10 protein-coding genes are annotated in these 16799 nt (G+C 34.4%); 9 read left to right on the top strand and 1 reads right to left on the bottom strand.

Features of this window, described 5'->3' with window-relative positions; genetic code table 11:
• Nucleotides 1-6: 6 nt before the first annotated feature.
• Nucleotides 7-1020, bottom strand: coding sequence for a LacI family DNA-binding transcriptional regulator (locus BM289_RS16475; RefSeq protein WP_091495537.1), 1014 nt, complete (start codon nt 1018-1020; stop codon nt 7-9).
• Nucleotides 1021-1248: 228 nt separating this feature from the next.
• On the opposite strand from BM289_RS16475, the gene BM289_RS16470 reads away from it, so the two are divergent.
• The 9 genes from BM289_RS16470 to BM289_RS16430 all read left to right on the top strand — a co-directional run bounded on the left by BM289_RS16470 (nt 1249) and on the right by BM289_RS16430 (nt 16751).
• Nucleotides 1249-1698, top strand: coding sequence for a NanQ anomerase/TabA/YiaL family protein (locus BM289_RS16470; protein WP_091495535.1), 450 nt, complete (start codon nt 1249-1251; stop codon nt 1696-1698).
• A 3-nt stretch (nt 1699-1701) separates the two neighbouring features.
• Complete coding sequence (locus BM289_RS16465) at nt 1702-2364, top strand: bifunctional 4-hydroxy-2-oxoglutarate aldolase/2-dehydro-3-deoxy-phosphogluconate aldolase (protein WP_091495534.1); 663 nt, start codon at nt 1702-1704, stop codon at nt 2362-2364.
• Nucleotides 2365-2483: 119 nt separating this feature from the next.
• On the top strand, nt 2484-3296 hold the full coding sequence (locus tag BM289_RS16460) for an SDR family oxidoreductase (protein WP_091495532.1): 813 nt from the start codon (nt 2484-2486) through the stop codon (nt 3294-3296).
• A gap of 123 nt (nt 3297-3419) precedes the next feature.
• Nucleotides 3420-4604 (top strand): mannonate dehydratase, encoded by a 1185-nt coding sequence (gene uxuA / locus BM289_RS16455; protein WP_091495530.1) that lies wholly within the window; start codon nt 3420-3422, stop codon nt 4602-4604.
• 227 nt (nt 4605-4831) lie between these two features.
• Nucleotides 4832-6460 carry a hypothetical protein gene (locus tag BM289_RS16450; RefSeq protein ID WP_091495529.1) on the top strand — a complete coding sequence of 543 codons (1629 nt, stop codon included), beginning with the start codon at nt 4832-4834 and terminating at the stop codon, nt 6458-6460.
• Nucleotides 6461-6546: 86 nt separating this feature from the next.
• Entirely contained in the window at nt 6547-10635 is a 4089-nt protein-coding gene (locus tag BM289_RS16445) for a two-component regulator propeller domain-containing protein (RefSeq protein WP_091495527.1), read from the top strand.
• 215 nt (nt 10636-10850) lie between these two features.
• The gene (locus BM289_RS16440; RefSeq protein ID WP_091495525.1) at nt 10851-13853 is read left to right on the top strand and encodes a SusC/RagA family TonB-linked outer membrane protein; all 3003 of its coding nucleotides are present in this window, start codon (nt 10851-10853) and stop codon (nt 13851-13853) included.
• A 16-nt stretch (nt 13854-13869) separates the two neighbouring features.
• Complete coding sequence (locus BM289_RS16435) at nt 13870-15390, top strand: RagB/SusD family nutrient uptake outer membrane protein (RefSeq protein ID WP_091495523.1); 1521 nt, start codon at nt 13870-13872, stop codon at nt 15388-15390.
• Between the two features lie 170 nt (nt 15391-15560).
• Nucleotides 15561-16751, top strand: coding sequence for a glycoside hydrolase family 88 protein (locus BM289_RS16430; RefSeq protein WP_091495521.1), 1191 nt, complete (start codon nt 15561-15563; stop codon nt 16749-16751).
• Nucleotides 16752-16799 lie beyond the last annotated feature (48 nt).

The following is a 16799-nucleotide window of genomic DNA, read 5'->3' as shown; positions in this document are numbered from 1 at the left end:
ACGAAATCAAATAGATTTCCTTGCAGGAAAATAATTCTCTTTTAAAATAATTTCTAACGGGATATAATGCGTTTGCTCTACATCTTCTTGAAGAACTAGTTTCTTATACAAATAATTGATTCCCATATATCCCTGATCTTCGGGTCTTTGGTTAATTAAAAAATCAATTACGCCTTTGTTGAGATATTCTATATTTTCTTTTAGCAAATCGTAACCAATAATTCGGACACCTTTTATGTTGTTTTTGTGTAGAAACTCGGCAACAATATAAGCTCTGGAATTGGGAACAAAAACACTGTTTATTCCAGAAAACATTTCTAAACTCAACTGATCAATTTTGGAATCTTTTAAAGTCACTTCCGAAAATTTAAAATTAGTCAGTTCATCATGATCTTTAAAATACGAATAAAAACCATCAATTCGTTGTAAATAAACCGATGTACTTTCTATCTCTCTTGTGATTTTAAAAATTAAAACCTGTCTTTCGTTTTTAACAGCAAAACTGATTAACCTTCCAGCGAGATAACCACTCTGAAAAGCATCCTGTCCGACATAAGCATGTAGATTACCTTCAGAAATATTAGAATCAATCATGACAACCGGAATATCTTTCTTTTGATATTCTTTTAAAAATTGAACCGAATCTTCATAAAAAATAGGTGCAAACAATAATCCGTCGCACTCAAGTTCCATTAATTTTTGAACCGTTTCTTTGAAAGATGCTACATTATAGTCATAAAAGAAATAATCAAGAACAATTCCGAATTTACTAAATTCAATTGCTGCCTTTTCAATTCCTTCCACCTGACTTTTCCAATACTCTAAAGTCTCCGATTTTGGAAGAAAAACGGCAAAATGGAACTTCCTATTTAAAGCAAGATTACTCGCCAAAATATTTCGTTTATAGCCAAACTCTTTGATTATCGCATTAACCTTGTCAACGGTCTCCTGCGCTACTTGTCCGCGTTTGTGTATAATCCTGTCAACCGTTCCCGGTGAGACATTGGCTAATTCCGCAATTTTTTTGATGGTTATGATATTGATTCTTTTTAAGTTAAAAAAATAAAAGCAGTGCGGTAAATTTTATTTTATTTTATAAAAATAAGTTGTTTTACAATGCATTTTACATACATTTGTAAAAATACCGTGTACGCACACGGCAAATATACACATAACATTAAAAAAACAATTCTTTTTTTCTGTTATCTATTGAAAACTAACTATTAAAACCAGAAAAATCTATACAGAATGATAGTAGATTCACTACAAAATGCTGCAAAGTATTACAGCCTTCATCCTAATTTTCAAAAGGCATTTGATTATGTAAACCAAAACGATATTGCCAATCTTGAAGAAGGAGCTTTTGAAATTGGAGAAGGTTTAAAACTAATTGTAATTGTTGGACAAGGAAATACCAAAGAAGAAGCCGTTAAAGGTTTTGAATGTCACGATAAAAATATTGACATTCAGATTTCAATTAAAGGGCCTGAAACTTTTGCATGGAAACCAAGAGAAAAATGTGTAAATCCAAACGGTGATTACAGTGAGGAAAGAGATGTACGTTTTTTTCATGATGCACCAGACACCTTTTTTCAATTGCAGGAAAAACAATTTGCCATCTTATTTCCTGAAGATGTGCATACTGCAATGATTGGTGAAGGATTACTTAAAAAAATTGTAATCAAAGTAAAAATATAAGAAATGAGCACAATTCAGAATTCTATAGAAGTTATTTTAAAACAAGGAATGCTTCCTTTATATTTTAATGCGGATGAAAATAAAAGTGTTACGCTTTTAAAAACACTTTACAATGCAGGAATTAGAGCTGTAGAATATACCAATAGAGGCCCTGAAGCCATTTCAAATTTCAAAAAGCTAATTGAAGTTAGAAATGGAGAATTGCCAGGTATGTTATTAGGAATTGGTACAATCAAAAACTTGGTTCAGGCAGAAACGTATTATTTAGCTGGCGCTGATTTTTTTATAAGTCCGGGCTTTGTTCCGGAAGTTGCTTCATTTTTGATAGGTAAAGAAGTACTTTACGCACCGGGCTGTATGACTCCAACAGAAATTATTGCGGCTGAAAATGCAGGAGTAAAATTCATTAAACTTTTTCCTGGAAATATTTTAGGTCCAGATTTTATGAGTGGGATTAAAGATGTATTCCCAGAATTAATTTTTATGCCAACTGGAGGCGTTGACACCACTAGCCAAAGTATTGAAACTTGGTTTAATGCTGGTGTTTCTGCTGTTGGAATGGGAAGCAAATTAATCAGTAAAAAAGTTATGCAGGATGAAGCTTATGATACAATCGAAGAAGAAACCAAAAGAGTTTTGGAATTGATTAAAACCATTAGAGCTTAAATTTAAATCCAAATTTTGAAATTCCAAATTCCAAAATTTGGTAAAAAAATAATCAAGAACATAAATACTTTATTTCACAATTTGGAATTTAAAGTATTGGAATTTTTAAATAGACTAAGATGAATTCAATATTTAATTTAGAAGGAAAAATTGCTTTAATAACAGGAGGTGCTGGAGTATTAGGAAGCCGATTTGCAGCTACATTGGCGCAACAAGGTGTTATTGTGGGAATTGTTTCTCAATCATTAGAAAAAGCAGAAAACACAGTAAAAAACATTGAAGCAAATGGCGGACAAGCATTTGCTGTTCAGGCGAATGTTTTAAACAAAGAAGAATTAGAAAAAGTAAAAGACCAAATTGTAGAAAAATACGGTCGTTTGGATATTTTAATCAATGCTGCTGGAGGAAATATGCCTGGTGCAACGATTCAGCCGGATCAGGCCATTTATGATATGAAAAGCGACGATTTACAAAAAGTAGTCGATTTGAATATTATTGGAACTATGCTTCCAACGCAAGTTTTTGCCGAGCTTTTTGCAAAACAAAAATCAGGAAATATCATTAATATTTCATCAGCGTCAGCACAAAGGCCTTTAACTAGGGTTGTGGGATATTCAGCTTCAAAAGCGGCGATTGACAACTTTACACAATGGATGGCTGTTGAATTAGCCCAAAAATATGGCGAAGGACTTCGTGTAAATGCTATTTCACCTGGATTCTTCATCGGCGAACAAAATCGTGCTTTATTATTGACTCCAGAAGGAAAATTAACTCCAAGAGGCGAAAAAATCATCGATCATACACCAATGGGAAGGTTTGGAAATCCAGAAGATATTGACGGAGCACTTTTATTCCTTTGCAGTGACATGTCAAAATTTGTGACAGGAACTATCTTAAAAGTAGACGGTGGATTTGCAGCAACGAGCATTTAAGATTTGTAAGGTTCTGCAAGGTTTTGGAAACCTTGCAGGTATAAATATTTAAAAACAATAAAATTAAAATCATACCTACAAGGTTTTGGAAACCTTGCAGGAAATAAAATAAACATTATAAACATGGAACAAACATTAAGATGGTTCGGACCAAATGATCCTGTTTCTTTACAAGATATAAAACAAACCGGAGCAACCGGAATTGTAACTGCTTTACATCATATTCCAAATGGACAAGTTTGGAGCATCGACGAAATCATTAAACGTAAAGTTGAAATCGAACATGAAGACGGTGATCCTAAAAAAGGTGCTTCAGGCCTAACTTGGTCGGTTGTGGAAAGTATTCCTGTTCACGAAGACATTAAAAAACAAACTGGAAATTACATTCAATACATTGAAAATTATAAAGAAAGCATTCGTAATCTGGCTTTGTGTGGTATCAAATGTGTATGTTATAACTTCATGCCAGTTTTAGATTGGTCAAGAACCGATTTGTCTTATACAGTAGAAGATGGCTCAAAAGCTTTACGATTCGATATCAACGCTTTTGCAGCATTTGAATTGTTTATTTTGAAAAGACCTGGAGCTGAAAAAGAATATTCTGAAACACAAATTCAAAAAGCAAAAAGCTATTTTGAAGCTATGACAGCCGAAGATAAAGTTAAGTTACAGCAAAATATTCTTGCTGGACTTCCTGGTGCAGAAGAAGCTTATAGTGTTGAAGACTTCCTTGTAACTTTAAGTGCTTATAATCATATTGACAGACAAGCTTTAAAGGATAATCTTTTCTTCTTTTTGAAAGAAATTATTCCAGTCGCTGAAAGTAAAGGCGTTTTGATGGCTATTCATCCAGACGATCCTCCCTACCCTATTTTAGGTTTACCAAGAGTGGTAAGTACAGAAGAAGATTTAATTGAATTAATGAATGCTGCGCCTTCTCCATCCAACGGATTTACAATGTGTACAGGTTCATACGGTGTAAGAGCCGATAATGATTTACCAGGAATGGTAAGACGCCATGGCGATAAAATGAATTTTATCCACTTAAGAAGTACACAACGTGATGAAGAAGGAAGTTTCTACGAAGCCAACCACCTTGAAGGAAATGTTGATATGTACGAAGTTGTGAAAGCAATTTTGGAAGTTGAAAAAAGAAACAACAGCACTTTGCCAATGCGTCCCGATCACGGACATCAAATGTTGGATGATTTAAAGAAAAAAACAAATCCGGGTTATTCTGCAATCGGCCGTTTAAGAGGTCTTGCAGAACTACGCGGACTTGAAATAGGGATTAAACGATCTTTATAATTTTTTTTTGCCGCTAAAGCGCTAAGACACAAAGCTTTTTATTTAAAAAATTAAAAGGATTTTGTTTCATGCAGATTTGGCAGATTATAGCAGATTTTATTAATGAATATCTGCGAGCATCTGCCTAAATCTTTTAAAATCTGCGTTAAATAAAAAAAGAAAAACTTTGCGCCTTAGTGTCTTAGCGGCAAATCAAAAAAAACTTACTAACCACAACCACAAAAACCATGATTCGCCAAGCCATTATTGTCTCCTGTGGCTTTTTTATGAATACCATATTGGCGCAGGAATTACCTAAAATTATTACTTCAAAAACAAACTATCTCCCTGATTTCAGTTATGCAGGCTACCGCTTTGGAGAAAGCCCGATTCCTGAAGTCAATGGTAAAATTATCAACGCAGAAGATTTTGGTGTTAAAGCCGATGATCATCTCGACGACTCAAAAGCATTATTAAAAGCTTTTAAAGCGGCGAATGCTGTTGAAGGAAATGTCATTCTACAATTACCAAAGGGAAAAATTATCCTTAGTGATATTCTCTACATCGAAAGAAGCAATTTTGTACTGCGCGGTACTGGTTCTGATGAAAACGGAACAGAAATCTACTGTCCAAGACCTATGATGTATCTTAAAGATCCTGAGTCTTTAGCAGAACTTCGCGAATATTTAACCACTTTTGACAAAAGGCAGCGGGAACCTGAAAACAATGTCGATTTGCCTTTTTCACAATATGCGTGGTCGGGAGGTTTTATCTGGACACAAGTTTCGGGAGAACGCGTAAAATCATATCTTGATAAATATGAACCCGAAGCAAATGTTCTGGCGAAAGTCAATTCTGGAAAAATGGGAGAATTTACCATCAATGTTTCTAATGTTAAAAACCTAAAAGCTGGAGATATTGTTGAGTTACAATTATTCAACAAAGAAGGCGAAAATGGAGAAATCATCAAAGATTTATACCAAGGCGCTAAAGTAAAACCAGGATCACATCACTGGCAGTTTCCAAAGCTTCCTATAGTCAGACAGCAAGTTGAAATTGTTAAGATTTCTGGATCAAAAATTACGCTTAAAACACCTTTGACTATTTCAATCAAACCCGTTTATCAGGCACAATTGGTAGAATGGAAACATTTAAATGAAGTCGGAATCGAACATATTCGTTTTACATTTCCAGATATTCCAAGAGTTGCTCATCACGTGGAACCCGGAAATAATGGTATTTTCTTAACCCGCTTATTTAACAGCTGGGTAAAAGATGTCAAAATCACCAATGCAGATAGTGGCATCTTGGCCGAAGAAGTTTCCAATGTTACCGTTCAGGATATTACAACCGACGGACCACATTTATCGCATTATACCGTAACTTTAGGCGGTGTTCATAATGTATTGGTCAAAAACTTAAAGATCTATAATAAAACGGTGCATCCTTTAAGTTTCAACACTTTTGCGACGAAAAACGTGTATCAAGATTGTGAAATTTTTGCCGATGCACTTTTAGATCAGCATTCAGGTGCCAATCATCAAAATTTATTTGATAATATTATTGTTCATATTACCCCTGATAAAAATAACAGTTACTTTTTGTTTGGCGGCGGTGGCGCTGAATACTGGAAACCTTCACACGGACCTTTCAGTACTTTTTGGAATCTAAATGTTCAAGTTACCAATCCAAATCCTGCAAAACCTGTTTTATTATACGGAATGAAAGACGGCGCTTTCGCCAGAATCATTGGAGTTCATGGAAATGCAAAATTTGAAATCAAATACGATGTTGACCCCTATATCGAATTTTTAAATACGTCAATTGAAAAAATTCCGTCTCTTTACGCTTATCAATTACAAAGACGCCTAAAATAAGTTAAAACTGCCACAAAGACCCAAAGACTCAAAGCAATTAGATAAACTTTGTGTCTTTGCGACTTTGCGGCAAAAAAATAAACGCTATGAAATATAAAATAGCTCTTCTTACCATTGTATTTGTTTTTGGGAATCTATTTTCTCAAAATAAATACCGTCTTAAAAACATCTCCACAACCGACGGACTTTCGCAGAGTTCTGTTATTACCATACATCAGGATAAATTTGGACAAATGTGGTTTGGTACACGTGATGGTCTAAACAAATATGATGGAAGTCATTTTACAATTTATCGAAATGATGTTTCTGATAAATTTTCCATCAGTAATAACGATATTTTAGCGATTGAAGAAGATAACTTGGGTAAAATCTGGGTTGGAACTTATAACGGATTAAACTGTTATGATCCCGTTTCAAATAAATTCACAAGATATCTTTATACGAAAGCCAATCAGACAATAAGTAATAATGCCGTTTGGAGTATCAGGGAAATTGGAGATGAAATGTGGTTTGGAACTTCTAAAGGACTAACCATTTACAATAAAAAATCAAGATTATTTACTTCTATTTTTCATTCAGATGAAGATATTTCAACATTGCCCAGCAATAATATTCAGACCATTCTAAGAACCAAAAAAGGTGAAATCTGGATTGGAACTACAAAAGGTTTATGCTTGCTTACCAGTAGAAAAGGCGGAAAATTTATCTTCAAAAATTATCCGTATACAGTTGATCTTCTAAATGTTCAATCGGTTATTGAAGGTCAAAATGGAGATTTATGGGTAGGAACTAAAAACAAAGGACTTTTAAATTTCGATATAAAACAAAAAGCATATGTTTCGTTTTTAGAAGCCAATAAATACAGTGAAATCAATACTGACATTAGATCATTAGTAATTGACCATCAAGGCTCTTTATGGGTTGGTACTTATGATGGAATCTATATTTTAGGGAAAGACAAGAGTCTGCAGAAAATCAATAACAGCAATAACAGCATTGGAATCGACAAAGTAAAATCGGTTTTTATGGATAAAAAAGGATCCATTTGGATTGGCTGTTATTACAAAGGCGTAAATCTTTGGGATATTTCCAATGTTAATTTCTCTAACTATAATCAGAATTCGAAAAAAATTCCAATGAGTTTTGATGTAGTAAGTTCTATAATTACTGATAAAAACCAGAATATTTATTTTGGAACCGAAGGCGGCGGTATTACAATCTTCAATAAAAATACCGAATCAGTAAGTTATATCAATAGCAAAACGGGACAAACAAATAAAAATGACATCAAAGCGATGTGTCTTTCCGATGATCATATTTTATGGATTGGAACTTTTTCTAAAGGACTATCAGCATATAACACTATTTCAAAACGAATTGAAGATAATCGAATTGCTTCAGATTTAAGTGACATATTAAAAGATACTGGAGTTTATTCGCTTAAAACAGAAGGAAGTATTTTGTGGATTGGAACTTTTGGAAAAGGTTTGGTTCGCTATAATACTTTGGATAAAACCTTTGATATTCTTGGAAATGATAATACAAAACCTGTTTTCCTAACCAATAATATTGTTCGAACCATATTAGTAGACAAACAAAATTATGTCTGGATTGGAACTCAAAACGGACTTAATCGTATTCCGTTAAAAAACTTCAATCCAAAAAAATATACCATTCAGCATTTCTTTTATAATCATGCTGCTTTATCAGGTGATGATATTCTGACTTTATTTCAGGATTCAGACAAAAGAATCTGGGTTGGAACCAAAGCAAAAGGACTTCATTATTTTGATGGAAAGAAATTCAATCATATTCATCTTAAAATTGGAAATACAGTTATTACTTCTATTCATTCCATTTTACAGGATGATGATAAAAACTTATGGATCAGCACCAATCAGGGAATTATAAAATACAATACCAATAAAAAAGCAATTGTAATTTACGATCAAAAGGACGGATTGGCGAGTAACGAATTCAATGATAATTCGGCTTTAAAACTCGCTTCAAATCAATTCTATTTTGGAAGTCCATCAGGAGCTACATTTTTTGATCCAACAAAAATTTCATTGAATAATTATGCACCGCAGGTTTTAATTACGGATTTGAAAATTAAAAATGAAACGATACATGCCAATGACAAAGACGGTATTTTAGAAAACAGCGTTGGATTTACGCAAACCATAACATTGGACTATGATAAGGCTAATTTTACGATAAGCTTTGCTATACCCAATTATATTCGATCAAAAAACAATCAATATAGTTATCGTTTAACGGGATTAGAAAACAACTGGACAACTACAAAAAATACCGAAGCCAATTTTGCCATTCAAAATCCGGGAACTTATACTTTTGAAGTTCGCGGTGCTAATAATGACGGAGTATGGAATCAGAAACCGACAACTTTAAAAGTAATCGTAAATCCTGCTCCCTGGCGTAGTATCTGGGCATTTTTACTATATGGAATTGTTATCGGTTTGGGATTATACGGCTTGATTTGGATTATGAAATCAAAAGCCAGATTGAAACAAAAGCTGGAACTAGAATATCTGGAAACCAAACGTATTGAAGAAAACAACAAGCTTAAACTGGATTTCTTTACGAATATCTCGCACGAATTCAGAACACCACTGACTTTAATTCTAGGGCCTTTACAACAGATTCTAGCCGACTATAACGGAACAAATGAAATGTACAAAAAGCTTTTAGTGATTGAAGGAAGTGCCAATCATTTGCTGAGTTTGATTAACCGTTTAATGGATTTTAGAAAACTCGAAAATCATCAGGTTGCACTAGAATCAGCAAACGGGAATATTGTCAAATTTACTCGAGAAATCTACTTATCATTCATAGAATACGCCAAAGACGGTGGTTACGATTATACATTTGAAACTTCAGACGATGAAATTCTAGTTTATTATGATCGTTACAAACTCGAACGTGTATTTTATAATTTGATTTCGAATGCTTTCAGATATACTCCAAAAGGCGGTAAAATCAACATTAAAATCAATCACGATCATGAAAACCTTTTTATAGCGGTTGAAGATTCAGGAGTTGGAATAGCCGAACAACATATCGATAAAATATTTGATTTGTTCTTTGAAGTGCCAACACATAATCAGGTTCAGAAAAACTATAATAAAGGAACAGGAATAGGCCTTTCTATTGTAAAAAACATTGTAAAACTCCATAAAGGTTCGATTGATGTCACCAATAAACCAACTGGAGGTGTTGTATTTAAGGTAACGCTGCCTCTGGGACGCGAACATCTTTCGGATAATGAAATTATTCCTGATTTTAAAATTAGTGATGATGTAGAGCAATACGCGGCGCAGTTAGAACCTTCTGAAGTTATTGAAAATGAAGATATCGAAGATTTAATTGTCAACGAAGAAAAACAAACCATTCTCCTTGTTGAAGATCATAAGGTTTTGAGAAAGTTCATGAAAAACTTACTCAAAAAAGACTACAACATTATTGAAGCCGAAAACGGAAAAATTGCTTTTGAGAAAGCTTTAAAATATGTTCCAAATTTGATTATCAGCGACGTTATCATGCCTGAAATGGTCGGAACTGAATTGTGTTCTAAAATAAAAGAGAATTTAAAAACCAGTCATATTCCAGTCATTCTTTTAACATCCAGATCTTCATTAGTCTATAAATTTGAAGGACTGGAAAGCGGTGCCGATGATTATATCAGTAAACCATTTAATTTAATGGAATTCAGGCTTCGTGTTAAAAATCTGCTGAACACAACCGAACGTTTAAGAATCAAATTTTCAAGCGAAGACAGTTTTATTCCATCAGAAATTACGGTTTCATCATTGGATGAAGAATTATTGAAAAAAGCTTTTAAAATTGTGGAAGAGAATATTTCAAACGAACAATTTGATATTCCATTTTTCTGTTCTGAATTGGGTGTCAGCCGAACCATGTTATTTTTAAAAATCAAGGCTTGGACCAATTGCACGCCAAATGAATTTATTCATGAAATTAGATTGAAACGTGCTGCTCAATTATTGGAACAAAATAAACTGACCGTTTCTGAAGTAAGTTATAAAGTTGGTTTTAACAACCCAAAATATTTCAGTAAATGCTTCCAGAAAAAATACGGAGAAACTCCATCACAATATGCAGACAAATTTTATAAATCTTCTGCAACAATTTAAAAATCTACTGTTTTAAGGGCTTAAAAAAGGGTATCTGTATTTTTAGATACCCTTTTTTGTATTTCTATATCGTTTTCGGATTCTACATTTGCGATATGAAAATCAGAAAACAGAACTTCTTGTTATTGCAAATTGTATTTGTCATTCTCATAATCGGAATGAGTTTACTGCTTTTCTATTTTATCTAATCTTATTAACCTTAAACCGAAAAATGAATGTTTACAAACCAAAAAAACAAGTCGTTTAAATGGTGTTTACTGGTGTCTTTTTTACTGGTAAATTTCATGATGAATGCACAGGAAAGAAAAGTTACCGGAAAGATAACTTCAAGTGAAGATTTACTTGGACTTCCCGGCGCTAATGTCTATATCAAAAACTCTTCAGTTGGAGCATCTGCGGATATGGATGGAAATTACACCGTTATCGTATCGGAAAAAAATGCCGTTTTAGTTTTCAATTTCGTCGGATTTCAGACGGTTGAAATTCCGGTTGGAACTAAAAGCGTAATCAATGTTAGTTTAAAACCCGATACAAAAGCACTTGACGAAGTCATTGTGGTAGGCTATGGAACGCGTAAAAAGAGTGATATTACAGGTTCCGTTTCTTCTGTAACAGCAAAAGAATTAACCGCTTATCCAGTACTGAATGCAGAACAAGCTTTACAAGGACGCGCAGCTGGAGTTTCTGTACAAACTAATAATGGTGGAGAACCTGGAGCTCCAGTAAAAATTAGAGTTCGAGGCGGAACTTCTATCAATGCCAGCGGTGATGCATTGGTGGTGGTTGATGGATTTGCAGGCGCCTCTATGCCAGCACCTCAGGATATTGCTTCTATAGAAGTTTTAAAAGATGCTTCGGCTACTGCTATTTATGGTTCTAGAGGCTCAAACGGTGTTATCATGGTAACGACCAAAAAAGGAAAACCGGGAAAACCAGTAATTGAATTCAGCAACTCTACATCAATACAATCTGTAAACAACAAACTGCATTTGTTGAATGCCGATCAGTTTGCAGCATATAGAAAAAGTTTTACCACGCATACACAAGGTCCAGCAAATACAGACTGGCAAGATGTAATTTACCGTGACGGAATGATTTCGAATACGCAATTATCATTTTCAGGCGGTTCTGAAAATATCAAATATTACGTTTCTGGAACTTATTTCAATCAAAATGGAGTTGTTATCAATTCTGGAATTGACAAATATACCATTGTAAGTAATCTAGAAGCAGATTTGACACCTAAATTCAAAGTTGGTCTTAATACTTTTACAAGTAAACAAAACAAAGAAGGAATCGTAAGTCAGACAAGTGCTGGAGGAACTGGTGCTGCGGGCGTAATTGCATCGGCTTACCGTTTTATGCCAGACAAAGGAATTTACAATGCTGATGGTTCTTATACCACAACGGCTCCAATTGGTGACGATATTGACAATCCATACGCAACGGCAATGGAAAACATTCTAGAAACTGTTTCTATCGTGAACAGAAACAATTTCTTTGCTCAATATCAAATCACAAAAGATTTGGATTTTAAAACTACTTTAGGTTTGACCGATAGTAATTCACAAACAGGCAGATTTATTCCGTCCACTTTAATTGCAGGAAAAAATATCAAAGGAGAAGCTTCTGTTAACAATACTCGTTTTTCTTCTTTCTTAACAGAAAACTATCTGACTTTTAAACGCGAAATTATCGATAAAGGAATCTTAACGGTGCTTGGAGGATATTCGTATCAAAAAAATAAAAATGAAAACTCTTATGCTGCTTCAAGAGGATTTTTAACAAACACAAATTCTTATAGAAATTTAGGTGCTGGAACAGTATTCTTAAAACCTGATTCTGGTTTATCTGAAACGGAATTGATTTCTGCTTTTGGAAGGCTGAATTTTGATTATGACGATCGTTACTTATTGACTTTTACAGCAAGAAGAGATGGTTCATCAAGTTTTAGTAAAAACTACAAATACGGAACTTTCCCTTCTGGAGCAATTGGATGGAATATTGGCAAAGAAGCTTTCTTAAAAGACAATAAAACCATTTCAAACTTAAAATTAAGAGCGAGTTATGGTGCAACAGGTAATCCTTCAATTGGTGCTTACTCTACTCTTTCTCGTTTCTCTGAAATTTATTATGTGAGCGGTGACGTAATTGTAAATGCAGTACAGCTGACTTCATTGGATAATCCGAACTTAAAATGGGAAACTTCTTATCAGCAGGATTACGGAATTGATTTAGGTTTATTTGATAACAGAATCAGCATTACAGCAGATTATTATAAAACCATTACAAAAGATTTGTTGTTTAACAGACCGCTTCCGGGAGTTTCGGGAATTGCTACACAGCTTCAAAATGTTGGTGAATTGGAAAACAAAGGATGGGAATTAGGAATTAATACTAAAAACTTCATCGGTGCCGATTTTACTTGGTCAACTAACTTCAATATTTCATCAAACAAAAACAAAGTATTAAAATTAGCCGATAACAAAGACTTATTGATTAATTCTGCTCCAGGACATTTCCTAGCAACAGAATCTCAGATTTTAAGAGTGGGACAACCTGTAGGTTCTTTCTTTGGGTTTGTTTATGATGGTGTAATTCAGCAGGGAGAACCTGTATTACCAGGAAACTTTGAGACTATTGCTGGAGGAGAAAAATTCAAAGATGTAAATGGAGACGGAAAATTAGATTCGCAGGATAAAACTATTATTGGAAACCCAAATCCTGATTTCATTTTCGGATTCAATAATGATTTCACTTATAAAAATTTGGATCTAAACATCTTTTTCCAAGGGTCAGAAGGCGGGCAAATCTTAAACTATACTTTGATGGAATTGGCATCTGGAAACAATAATGCTACTACAGAAGTTTTAAACTCTTGGACTCCAACAAATACAAACACTGACGTACCTATTAATGCGGCAAGAACAAAAAGAATTACTTCAAGATTTGTTTATGATGGAAGTTACATTCGTTTAAAAAACATCTCTTTAGGATACAGTTTAGATGAAAGTTTTGTTTCTAAAATGGGATTAAACAAAGTCCGTTTTTATGTAAGCGCGCAAAACATCTGGACCATCACAAATTATCCAGGAACAGATCCTGAAACAAGTTACTTAAACGACAATAATTCAAGAAGTAATACTTACCTAGGCTTGGATTACGGTGGATATCCAAACGTGAGAACGTTTACAATGGGGCTTAATGTGAAATTCTAGTTTAATAAAAAGAATCATGAAAAAATATATCGCTTTTTTATTTTTAGGAACACTCACCTTTTTGGGATGTTCGGATTTGGAAGAAAAACCAGTAGGAATTATTCGTCCAGACAACTTTTTTAACAATACCGATGATTTACAAGCCGCTGTAAATGGTGCTTTTGCAAACATCGCCCATAACAATTACTGGGGAAGAGAATTTACAATCGCTTTAATGCTTCGCGATGATATGGCCGATATTGGAGACAGAACTACTCAAGCCGCACGTATTGACGTAAATGATATGAGCATGAATGACACCAATGCTCTTGTTGCAAACTTCTGGCCTCAATCGTATGTTATTATTACAGCAGCAAATCAGGCAATTGAAGGTGCTAAGAAAACACCCGGTGATCCTGCAAAAGTCAATGCGATAGTAGCTCAAGCTTATTTTGCAAGAGCTTTTGCTTACTATCATTTAGTACGCTTATTTGGAGATATTCCATACATTGATTTTGTGGTGACCGATGTCAAACAGATTAATTCTATGAGTAAAACTAAAGAAGCTGATGTTTATCCAAAAATAATTGCCGATTTAGAATTTGCCAAACAATGGCTGGAAGACAAACCAAAAGTAAAAGCCGTTCCGGGAAAAGGAACTGCAGCAGGTTATTTAGCTTCTGTTTATTTAACTTTAGGAAATTTCCAAAAAGCTTATGACGAAGCCAAATACGTCATTACAAACGAAGCCAAATTTGGTCTAGGTTTGGATGCCGATTTTCAGGATTTATTTAACGCTACTAAAACGGCTACTTTGAAAGAACCATTGTTTACAGTAGATTTTAATAACTTAACTTCAGGAAATTACGGTCAGGATTATACAGCCTTTTTTACAGGTTCATTGAAAGACGACAGTTACAGTTACGGACAAGGATTCTCGGTTGCGGTTCCGTCATTAAAAGTATTCAATACTTGGGATCAGAGAGATTACAGAAGAGCGGTAAGTTTTGATACGATTATCAGAAAAAAGACAGGTCCTGGTGGTGCTTTACAGGTTTATCCATCGAGTGATAACGAAAAAGCGCCTCGTCCGCATATTGCTAAATATTTCCGTTTTCCAGGAAAAGCTGGTGCTAATGGAAGAACTTCGCAGCACAATTACATCACAATGCGTTTTGCAGAAGTGTTATTGACTGCTGCAGAAGCTTTAAACGAAATTACGCCCGGAACAACGGAGGCTGATGGTTATGTAAACCGTGTTCGTGCTAGAGCGAGAAATAAAGCAGGAAAACTAGTTTCTTTTCCGGCAAACGTAACTCCAGGGCTTTCTCAAGCAGATTTCAGAAAAATGGTAATTGATGAAAGAAGATTAGAACTGGCTTTTGAATACGTTCGATGGTACGACATTAAGAGATTAAAAATCGGACCGGAAGTATTTGGACCAAACGGTTTAGAGCCACATGCCAATTTCGATCCGAATAAAGATTATTTATGGCCATTACCGGGAACTGAATTGGCTATCAATCCAAATTTAAAACCAAATAATCCTGGTTATTAATTATTATTGAACGCAGATAAAACGGATTCGCTATCGCGAAGACGCGGAAAAAAACTGATTTTTAAATTATTATTAAAAAAAAAACTGCATAATCAATGTCTTAGCGATAGCGAATCCGTAAAATCCGCGTTTAAAATTTAGTCTAGAGACTAAAAAAATATTATTTAAATATGAAGAATGTTAATTTCATTTCTCTAATTCTTGGGTTTGCGTCGCTGACAACAGCGTGCAAATCCGGAATTAATTCTCAAACAAAAACTCCTTTATCTGTAAATAGTCTGCTGGACACCCGTTACAAAATGTTGTTGGATTATCCTGTAGATTCTATGTCCATGCCAAGAAGCATGAACATTAAAACCAACGAAATACGTAAAGTTCCATCGAAAGATTGGACAAGCGGTTTTTTTGCTGGAAACCTTTGGCAGTTGTACCGATTGACAGGCGATTCAAAATACAAAGAACAAGCCGAAAAATGGACGCCTTTCAGTAAAAAAGAAAGTGTCAATAAAAATTCGCATGATGTAGGTTTTAAAGTGTTCTGCAGTTTTGGAGAAGCATTGAAAGTAGAAAACAAGAAAGAATACGAAGCTGTAATTGTTAAAGGTGCAGAAACATTATGTAAAAGATTTGATCCAAAAGTAGGTTCAATCCGTTCTTGGGATTTCAATAAAGAAATCTGGGATTATCCGGTAATCATTGACAATATGATGAATTTGGAATTACTTTTTGAAGCTTCTAAATTATCTGGAAATCCAAAATATCGTAATGTTGCAATCCAACATGCCAATACCACTTTAAAAAACCAATTTAGAGACGATGACAGCTGTTATCATGTTATTGATTATGATCCAAAAACAGGCAATGTAAGAAAGAAAACCACACTTCAGGGTTATAATGATGATTCGGTTTGGGCTCGTGGTCAGGCTTGGGCTGTTTATGGTTTTACTATGGCGTATCGATATACCAAAGATGAAGCTTATATAAAACAAGCCGAAGCTACTGCTCTATTCTTTATGGCAAATAAAAACCTGCCAGAAGACGGAATTCCGTATTGGGATTTTAAAGATCCAAGCATTCCAAATTCGGCTCGCGATGTATCTGCTGCAATGGTTATGGCATCTGCTTTATACGAATTGTACGGATATACCAAAAAAGAAAATTATCTAGCTTTTGCCAATAAAATGATGGCTTCTGTACAAAGCAAAAACTACATTTTAGATGCTAACATTAAGGCTCCCTTTCTTTTTGATCACAGCACAGGAAACTGGCCAAAACATGATGAAATTGACGAACCGATTATCTACGCCGATTATTACTTTCTAGAAGCCTTACTAAGAAAAAGTAAGATAGATGCAAAGTAACAAAGGGACAAAGGTTTCCTGCCTTTGTAACTCTGAATCTCTGAGCCT

This window comes from Flavobacterium phragmitis, assembly GCF_900112575.1.
In the GTDB taxonomy this organism is placed as follows: Bacteria; Bacteroidota; Bacteroidia; order Flavobacteriales; family Flavobacteriaceae; genus Flavobacterium; species Flavobacterium phragmitis.
The sequence above is the reverse complement of the archived record's forward strand: the minus strand, read 5'-3'. Positions and strand labels throughout refer to the sequence as shown.